Here is a 19,276-nt window from a genome sequence, read left to right as displayed (position 1 = left end):
TTATTCTGCCGCCTGCTTGAAGCCGCTCTTGGCCAGTGCCGAGCATTCCGCCATCACGGCCGATGCCCGCGCGATCGGGTTGGTCAGGTAGAAATCCGTCACCGGCGAGGTGAAGGTGCCCTTGTTCAGCCGTCCGCCGAGCTTCGCCACCTCGGCGATATCCTCGGCATTGCCGGCCGCGACCTGGTCGATACGGGCCAGATGCGGGTATTCGCCATAAAGCTTGGCGCGCAGCTGCGGCAGCGAATCGAACGGCAGTTTCTTGCCGAGCACATCCGACAGCGCCCGCAGGATCGCCCAGTCCTCGCGCGCCTCGCCCGGCGCGAAGCCGGCGCGGTTGGTCTGCTGCACGCGCCCTTCGGTGTTGACATAGGTGGCCGATTTTTCCGTGTAGGCGGCCGCCGGCAGGATGACATTGGCGCGGTGCGCGCCCTGGTCGCCATGCGTGCCGATATAGACGACGAAGGCGCCGCCGGTCTTGGCCATGTCGATCTCGTCGGCGCCGAGCAGGAACAAGAGCTCCATTTCGCCCAGCATGCCGGCAACGTTTCTGCCGCCCTCGCCCGGCACGAAGCCGAGATCGAGACCGCCGACGCGCCCGGCCGCATTGTGCAGCACGGCAAAGCCGTTCCAGTCTGCGCGAGCAGCGTTGACGGCGGCCGCGAGCTTGGCCGCCTGGCCGAGCACGGCTGCGCCATCGGCACGCGCCAGCGCGCCCTGTCCGACGATGATCAGCGGGTGTGTCGCCTTCTTCAGCGTCTGGAAGAACTTGCCGTTTCCGTCGGCCAAATCCTTCAGCGAATCCGGCCCGGCGCCCAGCTGTTCGTAGTCGTATCGGGTATCGCCGACATCGCCGATGACACCGACCGGCAGATTGCCGGTCCGCCAGCGCTTGCGGATACGGGCGTTGAGCACCGAGGCTTCATAGCGTGGGTTGGCGCCGATGATCAGCACCGCATCGGCCTGCTCGATGCCTTCGATGGTCGGGTTGAAGATGTAGCTCGCACGGCCGAGCGCCGGGTCGAGTGCAGCGCCATCCTGGCGGCAATCGGTGTTCTTCGAGCCGAGCGAAGCCATCAGCAGCTTGAGCGCATAGGTTTCTTCGACGGCGGCGAGATCGCCCGCGATAGCGCCGATCTTTTCGGGCGCCGTCTTCGACACCGCATCCTTGATCGCGGCGAAGGCCTCGGCCCAGCTGGCGGCAACCAGCCTGCCGTCCTTGCGCACATAGGGGCGGTCGAGACGCTGCGTGCGCAGGCCGTCCCAGATGAAGCGGGTCTTGTCGGAGATCCACTCCTCGTTCACCGCCTCGTTGACGCGCGGCAGGATGCGCATCACTTCGCGGCCCCGGCTATCGACGCGGATCGCCGAGCCGACCGCATCCATCACGTCGATGGATTCGGTCTTGGTCAGCTCCCACGGCCGCGCCTGGAAGGCGAATGGCTTCGAGGTCAGCGCGCCGACCGGGCAAAGGTCGATGACATTGCCCTGCAGCTCCGAGGTCATCGCCTGTTCGAGATAGGTGGTGATCTCGGCATCCTCGCCACGGCCGATCAGGCCCAGTTCGGAAATGCCGGCGACTTCGGTGGTGAAGCGGACGCAGCGCGTGCAGTGGATGCAGCGGTTCATCACCGTCTTCACCAGCGGTCCGATGTATTTGTCTTCGACCGCGCGCTTGTTCTCGTGATAGCGCGAGGAATCGACGCCGAAAGCCATCGCCTGGTCCTGCAGGTCGCATTCGCCGCCCTGGTCGCAGATCGGGCAATCCAGCGGATGGTTGATCAGCAGGAACTCCATCACGCCTTCCCTGGCCTTCTTGACCATCGGCGTGTTGGTGAAGATTTCCGGCGCCTCGCCATTCGGGCCGGGACGCAGGTCGCGCACGTTCATGGCGCAGGAAGCCTGCGGCTTGGGCGGCCCGCCCTTCACCTCGATCAGGCACATGCGGCAATTGCCGGCGATCGACAGCCGCTCATGGAAGCAGAAGCGCGGCACTTCCGCGCCAGCGTCTTCCGCCGCCTGCAGCAGCGTGTAGTGGTCGGGTACAGTGATCTCTTTCCCGTCGACCTTGAGCTTTGCCATTCGCCTCAAACCCCTGCGGAGTTCCCGCAATCTCTTTTTCCGGACGCGGTCGAGACCACGTCGGGCACTTCATTCACTTCTTGACGGCGAGCGCCGCCGCTTGAGCTGTCCAATCGTCGCGGCCGATGCGGCCGCCGAGCGACAGATAGTCCTCGACCCAGGCAACCTCTTGCGGCGTCCATGCCGCGATCTGGGCATACGTCCAGATGCCGAGGCCGTTGAGAACCTTTTCCAGCTTGGGCCCGATGCCCGATATCGCCTTGAGATCCGCCGGTTTCGCCGGCTTCTCCACGGCCTTGGGCTGCCTGAAATCCTCGGGCAACAGCGCATCGCCGACGCCGCTTGTTGCTGGAGCGGCGTTTGCGGCCGGCACGGCAGTTGCGGCTTCCTTGGCGGCAATATCGGTGACCTCCCTGGCGAAGGACTGCGCCTCGGCGATCATGGTTTTCGCCGTCGCCCGCGCCTTGGTGGAGGAAGAGTTCGGATCATCGAACTGCGCGACGCGCGCCTCGAAATCATCGACGATCGGCTGCAGCAGCCGTTGCGAGGCTTCTGCCGCACCTGAAAACGCGCCCAGCCAGACGCCGAAAGCATGATTGGCAAGCCCGAGGCCAAGCGCCGACATCGCCGCCGCACCCGCCACAGGATGCACGAAAAGGTTGACGGCACTGGCCATCTCCTTCGGCATCATCCTGGTCAAGTCCTGGTTCATCTTGTCGATCTGGTCCAAATTGGGCATCAGCGGGTTCGAATACGGCGCCATAGAGTTCTCCTGGTCGTTTCGTCGTTCGCCCGCCCTTCGCTGCGGACTTTCGTCCGCGTAAAACGTTCTTCTATTCCGCCGCCACCATCACAGGCTCGGCCCGGTGCGCATTGCGCGAAAACTCGTCGATGCGCCGCTCCACTTCGCCGCGGAAATGCCGCATCAGGCCCTGGATCGGCCATGCCGCCGCGTCGCCCAGCGCGCAGATCGTATGGCCTTCGATCTGCTTGGTGACGTCGAGCAGCATATCGATCTCGCGCTTCTGCGCCTCGCCGCGCACCAGCCGTTCCATCACCCGCCACATCCAGCCGGTGCCTTCGCGGCATGGCGTGCACTGGCCGCAGCTCTCGTGCTTGTAGAAGTAGGAAAGCCGCGCGATCGCCTTCACGACATCGGTCGACTTGTCCATGACGATGACAGCCGCGGTTCCGAGGCCGGATTTGAGATCGCGCAGCGCGTCGAAATCCATCGGCGCGTCGATGATCTGTTCGGCCGGCACCAGCGGCACCGAAGCGCCGCCCGGTATGACCGCCAAAAGATTGTCCCAGCCGCCGCGAATGCCGCCGCAATGCGTCTCGATCAGCTCGCGGAACGGGATCGACATCGCCTCTTCGACCGTGCACGGATTGTTGACGTGGCCGGAGATGCAAAACAGCTTGGTGCCGACATTGTTGGGCCGGCCGAAGGACGAGAACCAGGCCGCGCCGCGGCGCAGGATGGTCGGCGCAACCGCGATCGATTCGACATTGTTGACCGTGGTCGGACAGCCATAGAGGCCGACATTGGCCGGGAATGGCGGCTTCAGCCGCGGCTGGCCCTTCTTGCCTTCGAGGCTTTCGAGGAGCGCTGTCTCCTCGCCGCAGATATAGGCGCCGGCGCCGTGGTGCATGTAGATGTCGAAATCGTAGCCGGAGGTGTTGTTCTTGCCGATCAGCTTGGCCTCATAGGCCTCCTCGATCGCGCGCTGCAGCGCCTCGCGCTCGCGGATGAACTCGCCGCGCACATAGATGTAGGCGGCAACCGCACCCATGGCGAAACCGGCAAGCAGCGCGCCCTCGACCAGCGTGTGCGGGTCGTTGCGCAGGATGTCGCGGTCCTTGCAGGTGCCGGGCTCGGATTCGTCGGCGTTGATCACGAGATAGCTCGGCCGGCCATCGCTCTGCTTGGGCATGAACGACCATTTGAGGCCGGTCGGGAAGCCGGCGCCGCCACGGCCGCGCAGGCCCGACGCCTTCATCTCGTTGACGATCCACTCGCGGCCCTTGGCGACGATGCCGGGCGTGTTATCCCAGGCGCCGCGCGCCATCGCGCCGGCCAAGGACTTGTCGAACAGGCCGTAGATATTGGTGAAGATGCGGTCTTTATCCCCGAGCATTTTTCGTCCCTCAGACCGGCTTCTTGCCGAAGACGCGGATGTATTCGGCGACGCCACCCTTGGCGAGCGCCTTGGCCTGCTTGACCCAGTCGTCGCGATCGATGCGGCCCTGGAAAGAGAGATAGCCATCCACCCACTCGCGTTCGGCCTTCTTCCACGACGCGACCTGCGCGAAGGTAAAGATGCCCAGCGTATGCAGGATGCCCTCGATCTTGGGGCCGACGCCGGAGATCAGTTTGAGGTCATCGACCTGTGCCGGCCTGTCGATGCCGGCCGGGCGATTCTTGTCCCCGAGCGACGGTTTGGCCGGCTTGGCGGCCGGTACCTTGACCTCTGGCGCCTTGAAGGCGGAGGCCGGCTCGGCCTTGGTGATGGGGCCACTGCGCTGCTTGGAAACCTGCTCGACTTTGGAGTCTGCCTTGTTGGCATTGGCGGCCGAATGCAGTGGAGCGGCAACACTCGCCGCCTTTTCAACCGCCGGCGCGACCTTGGTTTTTGAAGGCGTCTTCAACGCCGGGCTGGTTTCAGGGGCGTCGGTCTTCGGCTTGCTGGTGTTGGACGGTGCGACAGGGGCCGCGGCCGGCGCCGGCACTGCGACGATCGCGTCGGGTGCCGCCCTGGCGGCCTTGGCCGCCTCCCTGGCTTCCCTGTCGCGGGTCGACTTGAGGATCGCCTTTTCGCTCTTCAGCGTGGTGAGGCCGGAGGCCGGCTCCGAGCCGGTGCGGCCATTCTGCGGCCCCGGTTCTACCGCAGCACCCTTGCCGGCGTCATAGAGATCGATGATTTCAGCCAGGCGTTCCGGCGTCAGATCCTCGAACGTGTCCTTGAAGATCATCACCATCGGTGCGTTGACGCAGGCACCGAGGCATTCCACCTCTTCCCAGGACAAGGTTCCCTTGTCGTTGGTGTGGAACTGGTCGTGATGGACTTTGGAGCGGCAGACATCCATCAGCGCTTCCGAACCGCGCAGCATGCAGGGCGTGGTGCCGCAGACCTGGATGTGCGCACGCGTGCCGACCGGATTCAACTGGTACTGCGTGTAGAAGGTCGCGACTTCCAGCCCGCGGATGCGGGGCATGCCGAGCATGTCGGAGATCGTCTCGATCGCCGCCTTCGTCACCCAGCCTTCCTGCTCCTGTGCTATCATCAGAAGCGGGATGATGGCCGACTGTTCACGGCCCTTCGGGTACTTCTTGATCCATTGCTTCGCAGCCGCGGCATTCGCCCGGTTGAAGGCGAAGGATGCTGGCTGGACGCTGGCTTCTGCGAGACGGCGGACTGACATTTAGCGATCGACCTCACCAAACACGATGTCGAGGGAGCCGAGAACGGCGGTGACGTCGGCCAGCATGTGGCCGCGGCAGAGGAAATCCATCGCCTGCAGATGCGCGAAACCCGGCGCGCGCAGCTTGCAGCGGTAGGGCTTGTTGGAGCCGTCCGAAACCAGATAGACGCCGAATTCGCCCTTCGGCGCCTCGACCGCGGCGTAAACCTCGCCGGCCGGCACGCGATAACCCTCGGTGTAGAGCTTGAAGTGATGGATCAGCGCTTCCATCGAGCGCTTCATCGCCTGGCGCTTGGGCGGCACCACCTTGCCATCGAGGTTCGACACCGGGCCGGTGCTCTCCTTGCCGAGCAAAAGGTCGACGCACTGGCGCATGATCTTCGCCGACTGGCGCATTTCTTCCATGCGTACGAGGTAGCGGTCGAAGCAGTCGCCGTTCTTGCCGATCGGAATATCGAAATCCATCTCCGAATAGCATTCATAGGGTTGCGACTTGCGCAGATCCCAGGCTGCACCCGAGCCACGCACCATCACGCCCGAAAAACCCCAGGCCCAGGCATCCGCCAGCGAGACGATGCCGATATCGACATTGCGCTGCTTGAAGATGCGGTTGCCGGTCAGCAGCCGGTCGAGGTCGTCGATCGACTTCAGGAACGGGTCGATCCACTTGCCGATGTCCTCGACCAGTTGACGCGGCAGGTCCTGATGGACGCCGCCGGGCCGAAAATAAGCGGCATGCATGCGCGAACCGGAGGCGCGCTCATAGAACACCATCAGCTTTTCGCGTTCGACGAAGCCCCACAGCGGCGGCGTCAGCGCACCGACGTCCATCGCCTGCGTCGTCACATTGAGGATGTGCGACATGATGCGACCGATCTCGCTGTAGAGAACGCGGATCACCTGGCCACGCTTCGGCACCTCGATGCCGAGCAGACGCTCGGCGGCCAGCGCAAAGGCATGTTCCTGGTTCATCGGCGCGCAATAGTCGAGCCGGTCGAGATAGGGCACCGCCTGCAGATAGGTTTTGGCTTCGATCAGCTTTTCGGTACCGCGATGCAGCAGTCCGATATGCGGATCGACGCGATCGACGACTTCGCCGTCCAGCTCCAGCACAAGGCGCAAAACGCCGTGCGCCGCGGGGTGTTGCGGGCCGAAATTGATGTTGAAGTTGCGGACGGAGGTTTCAGCCATTTACTGCTTTGCCTTCTCGTCACCCGGCAGCACGTAATCCGTACCTTCCCACGGGGACAGAAAATCGAAATTGCGGAATTCCTGCTTGAGCTCGACCGGCTCATAGATAACGCGCTTGGCCTCGTCGTCGTAGCGCACCTCGACGAAGCCGGTCAGCGGGAAATCCTTGCGCAAGGGATGGCCTTCGAAGCCATAGTCGGTCAGCAGGCGGCGCAGGTCGGGGTGGCCCGAGAACAAAACGCCGTAGAGATCGTAAGTCTCGCGTTCGAACCAGTCGGCGCCGGGATAGACGCCGGTGATCGACGGCACCATGGTTTCCTCGTCGGCCTGCACCTTGACGCGGACGCGCACATTCTGCTTCGGCGACAACAGGTGATAGACGACGTCGAAACGCTTGGCCCGCGACGGATAGTCGGCGCCGCAGACATCGATGATCGAGATGAACTGGCAGCGCGCATCGTCGCGCAGGAAGGTCATCACCTCGACCAGATCGCGCGGCTCGACATGGATGGTGAGTTCTCCATAGGCGATATCAGCCTCGTTCACGCGGCCGATCAGCTTCTCGCCGAGATAGTTCGACAGTTCGCTCAGGGATGCGGTCATGGATTTACCGTTCGATCGTGCCGGTGCGGCGGATCTTCTTCTGCAGCAGAAGAATGCCGTAGAGCAGCGCTTCGGCGCTCGGCGGGCAGCCGGGCACATAGATGTCGACCGGCACGATGCGGTCGCAGCCGCGCACCACCGAATAGGAATAGTGGTAATAGCCGCCGCCATTGGCGCAGGAGCCCATCGAGATGACGTAGCGCGGCTCCGGCATCTGGTCGTAGACCTTGCGCAGCGCCGGCGCCATCTTGTTGGTCAGCGTGCCGGCGACGATCATGATGTCGGACTGGCGCGGAGACGCACGCGGCGCGACGCCGAACCGCTCCGAATCATAGCGCGGCATCGAGGTGTGGATCATCTCGACCGCGCAGCAGGCGAGGCCGAAGGTCATGAACATCAGCGACCCGCTGCGCGCCCAGGTGATGAGCGCCTCGGTCGAAGTGACCAGAAAGCCCTTGTCGGCCAACTCGTTGTTGATCTCGAGGAAGAAGGGATCGTCCTCCCCCACCGGCCTGCCGGTGTTGGGATCGATGATGCCCTTGGGCTTCGGCGCGACGAGGGTGCCTGAACTGTCGTTCAATCCCATTCCAGCGCTCCTTTTTTCCATTCATAGGCAAAGCCGATGGTCAGCACCGCCAAAAAAACCATCATCGACCAGAAACCGAGCATGCCGATCTTCGAAAACGACACCGCCCACGGAAACAGGAAGGCTACTTCCAGGTCGAAGATGATGAACAGGATCGACACCAGGTAGAAACGGATGTCGAACTTCATGCGGGCGTCGTCGAACGAGTTGAAACCGCACTCGTAGGCGGAAAGCTTTTCGGGATCGGGATTGCGGTAGGCCACCAGGAAGGGCGCGGCCAGCAGCGCCAGGCCGACAACCAGCGCCACGCCTATGAACAGGACGATGGGCAGGTATGAGCTCAAGAGTGCGTTCATGCTCGGCTTTCCGTTGGCGCCAATCCACGTTGATTACAGCACCGGACCCTAATGCGGAAGCGTGACAGTTTAACCGCTGAACCGTTTTAAGGGCCTATGCTGCAACGCGGCGAGGGTTAGCGCAGCACTTCCAGCGAAGCAAGTCAAACCTTGTTCAAAACATCGACCTGGACGGCATATCGCGGCAAACTGGTCCGATCCGCTCCTGTTTGATTTCCTTCGCTTTTTACTCCACTTTTCTCTCCTGACATGGATGCCGCCAAAACCCTGCTAGCATGGGTTGGAATCAGCCATTCGACCCTCGGTCAAAACACGTCAAAGTGATATCTGCATGAAGGAAAAGATCTCGCTCCCAATGGCCCGGCGCATTGCGCTTGCCGCCCAGGGGTTCCTCGATCCTCGCCCGACCGGCACGCCCGACCGCCGGCATTTTGCCCGCACGCTGTCCCGCACCGGCCTGTTGCAGATCGATTCCGTCAGCGCGGTGGTGCGCGCTCATTATATGCCGCTCTATTCGCGCCTTGGCCCCTACCCGTTCTCGCTGCTCGACAACGCGGCCGTGACGCGCAAGCGCATGGTTTTCGAATACTGGGCGCACGAGGCCTCCTTCCTGCCGGTCGAGACATACCCGCTGATGCGCTGGCGCATGCAGCGCGCCGAGCGGGGCGAGGAAATGTATCTGGGTCTCGCCAAATGGGGCCGCGAGCACGCCGCCTACATCGAAGAGATCTACCGCGAGGTCGCCGAACGCGGCCCGATCGCCGCTTCCGCGCTGGAGGGCCAGAAAGGTTCGGGCGGCTGGTGGGGCTGGAGCCATGCCAAACACGCTTTCGAATGGCTGTTCTGGGCCGGCCGCATCACCACGGCGCACCGCCGCGGTTTCGAGCGCTTCTATGACCTGCCCGAGCGCGTGCTGCCGCAGGCGATCCTCGATCTGCCGGTGCCGACGCCTGAGGACGCGCACCGCGAATTGCTGCGCATTTCCGCCCGCGCCCACGGCGTGGCGACTTCAAGCGATTTGCGCGATTATTTCCGCCTGTCGCCGGCCGATATGAAAGGCCGGTTGGAGGAACTGGTTGAAACGGGCGAGTTGCTGCCGGTGCGTGTCGAAGGCTGGGACAAGCCGGCCTATCTTCACCGGGACGCCCGCCTGCCGCGCAAAGTCGAGGCCCGCGCCTTGCTGGCACCCTTCGATCCGGTCGTCTTCGAGCGCTCGCGCACCGAGCGGCTGTTCGATTTCCACTACCGCATCGAGATCTACACACCGGCCGACAAGCGGCAGTATGGCTATTATGTCCTGCCGTTCCTGCTCGGCGACCGGATCGTGGCGCGCATCGACCTCAAGGCAGACCGCCCGGCCGGCATACTGCGCGTCCATGCAGCCTATGCGGAGCCCGGTGCGCCGCCTGAAACCGCTGCGGAGTTGTTCGAGGAATTGAAGCAGATGCAAGGTTGGCTCGGGCTCGAACGCATCGAAGTGACGCCTGCCGGGGATTTGGGGCCGGCGCTGGCCGACATAGCCGTGTCGTAAGCTCGCGTTGACACCGCCGCCCGCAAAAGCCTAAATCCGGTTCCAGATGGTCCCTTGCCCGCAACGGCAAGGGCTAAGAGGGAATGCGGTGCGGGGCAAAATCCCAAATCCGCGGCTGTCCCCGCAACTGTAAGCGAAGAGCCAAGGCCGAAAACCACTGGGAATTCCCGGGAAGGCGGCTACCCAAGGCGATGACTCGCGAGCCAGGAGACCTGCCGTCTGCGACTGTAGAATCCGATCGCCCGGCGGGTTTCCGGGCAAGGAGCCCGATCTTTGGACCACGACAGCAGTTTTTCGGCTGGCACAGCGGATATTTCGTCCGGCCATGATGATGCCTTGGCCGGCGTCACCATCATCGTCTGCGGCTCCTGCCGCAATGAGACCGGCTCCGACGCTCATCCCCGCGCCGGCGAGTTGCTGACGGACGACACGCGCCGCGCCGCCGCTGGCGACGATATCCGCATCCGCAGCGTCGAATGCCTTGGCAATTGCAAGCGGCGCCTCAGCGCCGCGATCCTGCGCGACGGTTGCTGGAGCTATGTCTTCGGCGACCTGACCGCGACCAGCGGCGCCGACCTCGTGACAGGCGCAAAGCTCTTCGCCACCTCGAAAGATGGCCTGATCCCGTGGCGTGGCCGCCCCGATAGCCTGAAGCGCGGCCTCGTGGCCCGCATTCCACCCATCGACATGCTGAAGGATTGACCATGACCACTTCCGTATCCCGCGTTCCCTGCACCGTCGTCACTGGCTTCCTCGGCGCCGGCAAGACGACGCTGGTCCGCCATCTCCTGGAAAACGCCGGCGGCAAGCGCATCGCCATCATCGTCAACGAATTCGGCGACATCGGCATCGATGGCGAGATCCTCAAGGGATGCGGTATCGACACCTGCCCCGAGGAAAACATCGTCGAACTGGCCAATGGCTGTATCTGCTGCACCGTCGCCGATGATTTCGTCCCGGCGCTCGACCAAATCCTGTCGCTGACGCCGAAGGTCGACCATATCCTGATCGAAACCTCGGGCCTGGCACTGCCCAAGCCGCTGGTCCAGGCCTTTCAGTGGCCGAGCGTGAAAAGCCGGGTGACCGTCGATGGCGTCATCGCCGTGGTCGACGGACCGGCATTGGCCGAAGGCCGCGTCGCCAACGACATGGAGGCCCTCCAGGCGCAGCGCGCCGGGGACGAGACGCTCGACCACGACGATCCGGTGGAAGAAGTGTTCGAGGACCAGATCGCCTGCGCCGACCTGATCATCCTGTCGAAGAGCGACCTGATGGACGCCGCCGGCACCGCCCGCGCCAATGCCATCATTGGCGAACACTCCGCCCGCGCAGTGAAGATCGTGCCGACGTCGCATGGCAAGGTCGATCCCTCCGTGCTGCTCGGGCTCGGTCTCGCCGTCGAGGACGACATCGAGAACCGCAAATCCCATCATGACGGCGCCTTCGACCACGAGCATGACGACTTCGACACCTTCATTGTCGACATAGCCTCGGTCGCCAATCCCGATGAACTGGCAAAACGCGTCGCCACGGTCGCAGAAGAAGAGAACGTGCTGCGTGTAAAAGGCTTCGTCGAGGTCGGCGGCAAGCCGATGCGGCTGTTGCTGCAGGCCGTCGGGCCGCGCGTCAATCATTACTATGACCGCGCCTGGACCGCGCAGGACGACCGCCGCTCGCGCCTCGTCGTCATCGGCCTGAAAGGGCTGAACCGCCCGGCGATCGAGCGTATACTCGCCGGCTGATTTCGGACACGGATTGCGATGCACATCCTAACCACGACATCCGCCTCGCTCGACGACCTCGCCGAGCCGGTCGATCTGCGGCAGACGCCGGCGGATATCGTGGCCCTGTCCTTCACCGACAGCGACCTCGCCGGACTGGCGGCAGCGTGGAAGGCCGATGCCGACCGCCTGCCCTCGATGCGGCTGGCGGCGTTGCGCGACCTGCGCCATCCGATGTCCGTCGACCTCTGGGTCGACAGCGTCGCCCGCCATGCCAAGATCATCCTCGTGCGCATCCTCGGCGGCTACGACTGGTGGCGCTACGGCTGCGACCAGCTTGCCTCGACCGCCCGCGAACGCGGCATAAAACTGGCGCTGCTGCCCGGCGAATGCCGCGACGAGGATCTGCGCCTGATCGAAGCCTCGACCCTGCCGCGCGAGGAACTGGACGGCCTGCTCGACTATTTCCGCGAGGGCGGCCCGGCCAATATGAGCGCGCTGGTGTGCAGGCTGGCGGGGTTGGCGGGACAGGATGCGGAAGTTATCGGCCCGGTGGTGGTGCCGAAAGCTGGTTTTTACGTGCCCGGATGTGGAGTTGTGGAGAAGCCGGACTTATCGAATGCTGGCGCTTACAACGTCAACGCTCCTATCATCCCCATCCTGTTCTATCGCTCGATGCTGCTGGCCGCCGATGTCGCGCCCATCGATGCGCTTGTTGAAGCGCTGCGGCAGCGCGGCATCGACCCAGTCCCGATCTTCGTCTCCAGCCTCAAGGACCCAACCTCCCTCGCCTTCGTGGAAACAGCACTGACGGCGCTGAAGCCCGCCGCCATCATCACCGCGACCGCTTTCGCCTCAGGCGCCGAACCCGGCATCGAAACGCTGTTCGACCGCGCCGGCGTGCCTGTCTTCCAGGTCATCGTCGCCACCACCCGCCGCGACATCTGGCAAAACAACCAGCGTGGCCTGGCACCCGCCGACCTCGCCATGCATGTCGTGCTGCCCGAACTCGACGGCCGCGTCCTCGCCGGCGCCATTTCCTTCAAGGGCGAGACCGAGACCGATCCCGCACTCGGCCACCGCGCCTTCGCCAACCGGCCGGAACCGGATCGCGTGGCGCAGGTCGCTGACCGCGTCGCGGCCTTCATCAAGTTACAGGAGACACCCCGCGCCCGGCGCAAGCTGGCCATCCTGATCCCGGATTACCCTAGCGCTCCTGGCCGCACCGGCTATGCCGTGGGCCTCGACGTGCCGTCCAGCGTGCTCGCCATGCTGCATGACCTGAAGGAGCAGGGCTATATGATTGAGGGGATTCCAGAGACGCCGCGTGGGTTGCTGGATTTGCTGGAAGCCAGCGATACTGGATTGGCCTTGGATAACTACATTGCCTTCTCGACGGAGTTGCCGACTGCGGCAATTACTGCGGTCGAAGCCGCTTGGGGCAAAGCGGAAGACGAAACAGGTTTGCGCGGAAGCTTCCCCTTCCGCGCCGCCACCTTCGGCAACGTCACCATCGCCCTCGCCCCCGACCGCGGCCGCTCCGTCGACCGCCGCGCCGACTACCACGACCCGACGCTGCCCCCGCGCCATGCGCTGATCGCCTTCGGCCTCTGGCTGCGCAAGTCGCTCGGCGTCCACGCGCTGGTCCATGTCGGCGCCCATGGCACGCTTGAATGGCTGCCGGGCAAAACCGTTGCTCTGTCGGAAAACTGCTTTCCGGAGATCGTCACCGGCCCCCTGCCCGTCATCTATCCCTTCATCGTCTCCAACCCGGGCGAAGCGGCGCAGGCCAAGCGGCGCATTGCCGCCGTCACCCTTGGCCATTTGCCGCCTCCGCTGACCGGCGCCGGGCTGGACGAAAACCAGCACAAGCTCGAGCGGCTGGTCGATGAATATGCCCAGGCCGACGGGCTCGACCGTCGCCGCCGTGACCGACTGGCGAAACTGATCGTCGACACCGCGCAAAAAACCGGTCTCGCCTCCGAAGCCGGCGTCGCCACGACCGACGCGCCGGACGAGGCGCTGCGCCGCATCGACGCCTGGCTTTGCGATCTCAAGGATTTCGCCATCAAGGACGGGCTGCATATCTATGGCCGCGCTCCGGAGGATGAGCCCGACGCCATGCGCCGCCAGAGCGCTGAAGCCGAGAAGGCGGCGCTGCTTGCCGCGCTCGATGGCGGCCACGTCAAGGCCGGTCCGGCCGGCGCGCCTACGCGCGGCCGCTCGGACGTCTTGCCCACCGGCCGCAATCTGTTCACCTCGGACCCGCGCACCATGCCGACGCCGACCGCCTATGATCTGGGCAGGGCAGCGGCGGAGGAAGTCGTGCGCGGCTACATGCAGTCGCATGGCGACTGGCCACGCTCGCTGGTCATCGATCTCTGGGGCTCGGCATCGCTGCGCACCGGCGGCGAGGAGATCGCTCAAGGCCTGGCGCTGATGGGCTGCCGGCCGCAATGGGATTTGGCCACCGGCCGCATCACCGGCATCGAAGTGCTGCCGCCGGCCACGCTCGGAAGGCCACGCGTCGATGTCACATGGCGCATATCAGGCCTGTTCCGGGACATGTTCCCGACCCAGATCGCGCTGATCGATGCCGCAGCCAACGCGGTTGCCGCGCGCGACGAGGACGATTCGGAAAACCCGCTCGCGGCCAAAACGCGCGCCGACGGCAAGATCAGCCCGCGCATCTTCGGCACCTCGCCGGGCACCTATGGCACCGGCGTCGAGGATCTCATGTCCTCCGGCGACTGGAGCGCGCGCGACGAAATCGGCCGCGCCTATCTCGACGCTACATCGCACGCCTATGGCGGCGCCGGGGGCGAAGGCATCTCCGCGCCCGGCGCCTTCGAGGGCCGCATCGCCGAAGCCGATCTTCTCGTCCACACCGGCGACGACCCCGGCCGCGACATCCTCGAGGGCTCCGCCGATGTCGCCTTCATCGGCGGCTTTTCCGCAGCAGTTGCGGCGCTCGGCAGGAATGCCGACGTCATCGTGCTCGACACCACGGACCCGCAAAAGCCGAAGCCACGCTCGATCAGTGAGGCCGTAGCGCGTGTCGTGCGTGCTCGCGCCGTTAATGCCCGTTTCATCGCTGGCCAGATGCGGCACGGCCCGCGCGGTGCCTCCGAATTCGCCGAAACCGTCGACCGGCTGGTCGGCTTCGCCGAAACCACGCACGCCATTTCGGGAACGCTGATCGAGGCGGTTCATGATGCCTATCTAGGCGATCCCATGGTCCGCGCCTTCATCCTGCGCGAAAACCCAGCCGCCGCAAAAATCATCGCCGAGCGCTTCCTGTCGGCGCGCCGGCGCGGCCTGTGGCATCCCCTGCGCAATTCCATCGACGACGATCTCGCAGCCCTGATCGCCGAGGCAGAAGCGCTTGGGGTGGCGGCATGAACGCCTTCTCGCGCCGCGGCGCCTGTCCGGCTTTGTCGGCGCCGATGCAAACCGGCGACGGCCTGCTGGTGCGGCTCAACCCGGTCGCTGGGGGGATGTCGCCAGAGTCGTTGATCGGACTAGCCGAATCCGCTTTGCGGCACGGCAATGGCATCATGGAAGTCACCGCGCGCGGCAGCCTGCAGATACGCGGCCTGACGGCGCAAAGTGCTGCGCTGCTGGCGGCGGAGGTCGATGCGCTTGATATCGCGGTTCGCACCGGCGTGCCGGTCGAGACCGGGCCGCTGGCCGGCATTGATCCGCAAGAGATTGCCGATCCCCGGCCGCTGGCTGAACGTATCAGGGCTGCGATCGAAGAAGCTGGGCTCGTACAACGCCTAGGGCCGAGGGTGTCGGTCGTTGTGGACGGCTGCGGGCAACTCACCATGGATGCGGTCACGGCCGACGTGCGGCTTGCTGCGACGCGCACCGATGCGGGAGTTCGGTGGCGGGTGTCTGTCGCGGGTGACGGGCAGAATGCGAGGCCGCTGGCGTTTGCCGATCAAAGTGCGGCGCGCGATATTGCCGTTGCAGCTCTAAGGATGGTTGCAGAGAAAGGCCGCGAGGCTCACGCAAGGGATTTATCGGAGAGGCAATTAGTGTCTCTGGCGGGTTGGCTATGCTCGACGAGTTTGCGCGAGGCGCCCCGATCTGTCCTGCCGGACATCTCCCCCTCAGGGGGGGAGATTGGCAGCTTCGACGCCGGCTTTTCCTTAACAACACCGGAGATTGGCGAAACCATCGGTGACGGCGTAATCTCCCCCCTAGAGGGGGAGATGTCCGGCAGGGCAAAGGGGGGCGCCTCGCGCAAACCTATCGGCCTTTTCCCCTTAGCCGGCCACGCCACCGCCCTCGGCATCGCCCTGCCCTACGGCAGCATGCCGGCGGACAACATCATCGCCCTCGCCCAACACGCCCTCACCCTCGGTACAACCGAAATCCGCCTCGCCCCCGGTCGCGCCCTGCTCTTCCTCGGTCAGCCAACCGCCGCCAACCGCCCCCTCCAGCACACAGCCGCCACCCTCGGCTTCGTCATCGCCCCCACCGACCCGCGCACGCGCATTGCCGCTTGCCCGGGCATGCCGGCCTGCGCCTCCGGCCGCATCGCCACACGCGACATCGCCGAGACGATAGCCGCTGAAACAGCCGACATCCTCGACTTCACCCTTCACATTTCCGGCTGTGCCAAAGGCTGCGCCCACCCCGGTCCGGCAGCGCTGACGATCGTCGGCGGCGAAAATGGAGCCGGACTTGTCGTGAACGCGACGGCAAAGGCCCTTCCTGCCGGCTACAGGCCGGGCTATGACGCCGCGCGCGGCATCGGCCGCGTCGCGGCGATGATCCGCAGCACACGATATCAAGGTGAAACCGCCGCCGCTTGCCTGACAAGGCTCGGGCCGGCCGGTATCGCCGAGGCCTACCGACAGGCCCAAACTGAAAAACGGAAATGAGCATGGCCGCCTACGACTACATCCATGACGGCACGGCGATCTACGAGCGCTCCTTCGCCATCATCCGCGCCGAGGCCGATCTGTCGCACTTCTCCGAAGCTGAGGCCGATGTCGCCATTCGCATGATCCATGCCTGCGGCCAGGTCGAAGCTTCAAATCATTTTGTGTTCTCCACCGATTTCGTTGCCGCCGCCCGCACCGCTTTGGCGGCCGGCGCGCCGATCTTCTGCGACGCGGAAATGGTCTCACATGGCGTCACCCGCGCTAGGCTGCCGGCGGGCAACGAGGTGATCTGCACCTTGCGCGACCCGCGTACGCACGACATCGCCAGGGAGATCGGCAACACCCGCTCGGCCGCCGCCATCGACCTCTGGGGCGAGCGCATGGCCGGCTCTGTGGTTGCCATCGGCAATGCGCCGACCGCGCTATTCTATCTCCTGGAAAAACTGCGCGATGGCGCACCGAAGCCGGCGGCCATCATCGGCATGCCGGTCGGTTTCGTCGGTGCGGCCGAATCCAAGGATGCGCTGGCCGAGAATTCCCACGGCGTTCCCTACGCCATCGTGCGTGGCCGGCTTGGCGGCAGTGCCATGACCGCCGCCGCGCTCAATTCATTGGCGAGGCCTGGCCTGTGAACGCCTTTCTCAAAGGCCGCCTCGTTGGCGTCGGCACCGGTCCTGGCGACCCCGAACTGCTGACCCTAAAAGCCGCCCGCATCCTGGCCGAGGCCGATGTCGTGGCCTATTTCGCCAAGCGCGGCAACAACAGCAACGCCCGCGCCATCGTCGAAGCGCAGTTCCGGCCCGAAATGACGGAATTGCCGCTGCTCTATCCCGTCACAACCGAAATCGCCAGGGATCACGACGACTACCGCTCGCAGATCACGGCTTTCTACGAGGAGTCGGCCGAGAAGGTCGCCGAGCACCTCGAAGCCGGCAGAATGGTTGCGGTGCTGTCGGAGGGCGACCCGCTGTTCTACGGCTCTTACATGCATCTGCATGTGCGCCTCGCCCATCGTTTTCCGACCGAAGTCATCCCCGGCGTCACCGCCATGTCCGGCTGCTGGTCGCAGACCGGTATTCCGATCGTCCAGGGCGACGACGTGCTCACCGTGCTGCCGGGCACGATGAGCGAATTCGAGCTCACCCGCCGGCTGGCCGACACCGATGCCGCCGTCATCATGAAGGTCGGCCGCAACCTGCCCAAGATCAGGCGGGCGCTGGAGGCTACGGCCAAGCTGTCGCGCGCCGTCTATGTCGAGCGCGGCACCATGGCCGGCAGCGTCTCGATGAAGCTTGCCGACAAAAAGGACGACAAGGCACCCTACTTCGCCATCGTGCTGGTCGCCGGCTGGTCCGGTCGCCCCGGCGCCGTGGGAGCACAGGCATGAGTGGCCGTCTCACCGTCATCGGCCTTGGGCCCGGCAATGCCGATCAGGTCACCCCGGAGGCCAGCCGCGCTGTCGCCGAGGCGAAATTCTTTTACGGCTACAAGCCCTATCTCGATCGGCTGGACCTGCGCCCGGACCAGACCCGCGTCGCTTCCGACAACCGCGAGGAACTCGCCCGCTCCAAGGACGCATTGAGCAAGGCCGCAGAGGGCCATGACGTCGCCGTGGTCTCCGGCGGGGATCCCGGCGTGTTCGCCATGGCGGCGGCCGTCTGCGAGGCGATCGAGGCCGGTCCGGTCGAATGGCGCGCGGTCGATGTCGCCGTGGTGCCCGGCATCACCGCCATGCTGGCGGTTGCCGCCCGCATCGGCGCGCCGCTCGGCCATGATTTCTGCGCCATCTCGCTCTCGGACAATCTAAAGCCATGGGAGTTGATCGAACTGCGCCTGCTGGCGGCGGCCGGTGCCGGCTTCGTCATCGCGCTTTACAACCCGATCAGCAAGGCCCGCCCCTGGCAACTCGGCCGCGCCTTCGAGTGCCTGGCCGCCATCCTGCCGGGCACCACGCCAGTAATCTTCGGCCGCGCCGCCGGTCGCCCGGACGAGCGTATCGAGGTCTACCTGCTGGCCGATGTCGAGGCTGAAAAGGCGGACATGGCGACCTGCATCATCATCGGCTCGCCGGAAACCAGGATTATCAAGCGCACGGAGAAGCCGGCGCTGGTCTACACGCCGCGCTCGTCCACGGGACGGACAAAATGATCGACCCCAAATCGATCGACAATGGCGGCCAGCGCTTCGACGGTTTCAGCCGAGGGCACGTCCGGCAGATCAGGCCTGCGGATCATGACCACCTCGATGCCAAGCGCCCGCGCCGAGGCGATCTTGCCAAAGGTCGCCTCGCCGCCGCTGTTCTTGGACACCACGACATCGATGCGGTGCCTTTCGAGCAACGCGCGTTCCTCCGCGTCGCGAAACGGGCCACGGGCCAACAGATATTCGGCGTCGGGCACGGCCAGCTTCGGCTCGACCGGATCGACACTGCGAATGAGATAGTGGTGCTGGGGCGCTGCTTCGAAAGCCGCAACCTCTTGCCGGCCCAGTGCCAGAAAAACGCGGCGCGGCGCCGGTCCAAGCGCTTGCGCGGCATCGCCGACCGTACCGACCAACGTCCAGCGGTCGCCTTCGGCAGGCTCCCAGCCGGGACGCCGCAGGGCAAGGATCGGCACGCCGGCCATGCGCGCGGCTTGTGCGGCATTGGCGGAGATTTGCGCCGCATAGGGATGCGTGGCGTCGATCAGCAGATCGGTGGCCGTTTCCGTGAGGTAAGCGGCCAGCCCGTCGGCGCCGCCAAAGCCTCCGCTTCGCACCGGCACGCCTTGCGCGACCGGGCTTTCGGTGCGGCCGGCCAGAGACAGCGTGACCGAGGCACGCGCCGCCAGTTTTCCGGCCAGTTGCCGCGCTTCGGTAGTGCCGCCGAGGATCAGGATACGGTGGGTCAT

The 19,276-nt window shown here is 64.9% G+C and carries 17 protein-coding genes and 1 riboswitch; of the genes, 8 read left to right on the top strand and 9 right to left on the bottom strand.

Translation table 11 applies throughout. The features are described 5' to 3' along the window. The 8 genes from nuoG to A9K65_RS17775 all read right to left on the bottom strand — a co-directional run bounded on the left by nuoG (position 1) and on the right by A9K65_RS17775 (position 8,241). Entirely contained in the window at positions 1-2,082 is a 2,082-nt protein-coding gene (gene nuoG / locus A9K65_RS17810; RefSeq protein WP_064993751.1) for an NADH-quinone oxidoreductase subunit NuoG, read from the bottom strand. 73 nt (positions 2,083-2,155) lie between these two features. Then, positions 2,156-2,845, bottom strand: a complete 690-nt coding sequence (locus tag A9K65_RS17805) for an NADH-ubiquinone dehydrogenase (RefSeq protein ID WP_027160548.1) — start codon at positions 2,843-2,845, stop codon at positions 2,156-2,158. Positions 2,846-2,915: 70 nt separating this feature from the next. Beyond that, positions 2,916-4,220 carry an NADH-quinone oxidoreductase subunit NuoF gene (nuoF, locus tag A9K65_RS17800; protein WP_013531094.1) on the bottom strand — a complete coding sequence of 435 codons (1,305 nt, stop codon included), beginning with the start codon at positions 4,218-4,220 and terminating at the stop codon, positions 2,916-2,918. Positions 4,221-4,230: 10 nt separating this feature from the next. Continuing rightward, positions 4,231-5,505: an NADH-quinone oxidoreductase subunit E gene (locus tag A9K65_RS17795; RefSeq protein ID WP_064993752.1), complete on the bottom strand. Its 1,275-nt coding sequence runs from the start codon at positions 5,503-5,505 to the stop codon at positions 4,231-4,233. Then, positions 5,506-6,696: an NADH-quinone oxidoreductase subunit D gene (locus A9K65_RS17790; protein ID WP_024501361.1), complete on the bottom strand. Its 1,191-nt coding sequence runs from the start codon at positions 6,694-6,696 to the stop codon at positions 5,506-5,508. Then, positions 6,697-7,299 carry an NADH-quinone oxidoreductase subunit C gene (locus A9K65_RS17785; RefSeq protein ID WP_024501362.1) on the bottom strand — a complete coding sequence of 201 codons (603 nt, stop codon included), beginning with the start codon at positions 7,297-7,299 and terminating at the stop codon, positions 6,697-6,699. A 4-nt stretch (positions 7,300-7,303) separates the two neighbouring features. After that, on the bottom strand, positions 7,304-7,885 hold the full coding sequence (locus A9K65_RS17780; protein WP_013531090.1) for an NADH-quinone oxidoreductase subunit B: 582 nt from the start codon (positions 7,883-7,885) through the stop codon (positions 7,304-7,306). After that, complete coding sequence (locus A9K65_RS17775) at positions 7,876-8,241, bottom strand: NADH-quinone oxidoreductase subunit A (protein WP_010910112.1); 366 nt, start codon at positions 8,239-8,241, stop codon at positions 7,876-7,878. Before A9K65_RS17775 ends, A9K65_RS17780 begins: the two co-directional genes overlap by 10 nt. Positions 8,242-8,572: 331 nt before the next feature. Between A9K65_RS17775 and A9K65_RS17770 the strand changes: the two genes are divergently transcribed. From A9K65_RS17770 to A9K65_RS17735, 8 genes are all read left to right on the top strand, one after another. Further along, the gene (locus A9K65_RS17770) at positions 8,573-9,772 is read left to right on the top strand and encodes a winged helix-turn-helix domain-containing protein (protein WP_064993753.1); all 1,200 of its coding nucleotides are present in this window, start codon (positions 8,573-8,575) and stop codon (positions 9,770-9,772) included. 30 nt (positions 9,773-9,802) lie between these two features. After that, positions 9,803-10,007, top strand: a riboswitch (cobalamin riboswitch). 38 nt (positions 10,008-10,045) lie between these two features. After that, positions 10,046-10,474, top strand: a complete 429-nt coding sequence (locus tag A9K65_RS17765; protein WP_013531088.1) for a DUF1636 family protein — start codon at positions 10,046-10,048, stop codon at positions 10,472-10,474. Between the two features lie 2 nt (positions 10,475-10,476). Further along, complete coding sequence (gene cobW / locus A9K65_RS17760; protein WP_064993754.1) at positions 10,477-11,514, top strand: cobalamin biosynthesis protein CobW; 1,038 nt, start codon at positions 10,477-10,479, stop codon at positions 11,512-11,514. A gap of 18 nt (positions 11,515-11,532) precedes the next feature. Then, entirely contained in the window at positions 11,533-14,895 is a 3,363-nt protein-coding gene (gene cobN, locus A9K65_RS17755; protein ID WP_064993755.1) for a cobaltochelatase subunit CobN, read from the top strand. Continuing rightward, entirely contained in the window at positions 14,892-16,385 is a 1,494-nt protein-coding gene (gene cobG, locus A9K65_RS17750; RefSeq protein ID WP_064993756.1) for a precorrin-3B synthase, read from the top strand. The genes cobN and cobG overlap by 4 nt, the downstream gene beginning before the upstream one ends. Before the next feature lie 2 nt (positions 16,386-16,387). Then, positions 16,388-17,020, top strand: a complete 633-nt coding sequence (locus A9K65_RS17745; protein ID WP_064993757.1) for a precorrin-8X methylmutase — start codon at positions 16,388-16,390, stop codon at positions 17,018-17,020. After that, positions 17,017-17,775: a precorrin-2 C(20)-methyltransferase gene (locus A9K65_RS17740; protein WP_063172428.1), complete on the top strand. Its 759-nt coding sequence runs from the start codon at positions 17,017-17,019 to the stop codon at positions 17,773-17,775. Before A9K65_RS17745 ends, A9K65_RS17740 begins: the two co-directional genes overlap by 4 nt. Continuing rightward, complete coding sequence (locus tag A9K65_RS17735) at positions 17,772-18,536, top strand: precorrin-3B C(17)-methyltransferase (RefSeq protein ID WP_064993758.1); 765 nt, start codon at positions 17,772-17,774, stop codon at positions 18,534-18,536. Before A9K65_RS17740 ends, A9K65_RS17735 begins: the two co-directional genes overlap by 4 nt. Here A9K65_RS17735 and A9K65_RS17730 read toward each other — a convergent pair. Continuing rightward, positions 18,500-19,276: a cobalt-precorrin-6A reductase gene (locus A9K65_RS17730; RefSeq protein WP_064993759.1), complete on the bottom strand. Its 777-nt coding sequence runs from the start codon at positions 19,274-19,276 to the stop codon at positions 18,500-18,502. The two genes, A9K65_RS17735 and A9K65_RS17730, sit on opposite strands and share 37 nt — an antisense overlap.

Origin of the sequence: Mesorhizobium sp. WSM1497 (genome assembly GCF_001672455.2) — a bacterium.
Classification (GTDB): Bacteria; Pseudomonadota; Alphaproteobacteria; order Rhizobiales; family Rhizobiaceae; genus Mesorhizobium; species Mesorhizobium ciceri.
Note: the sequence above shows the minus strand (reverse complement) of the source record. Positions and strands in the feature narration are given on the sequence as shown.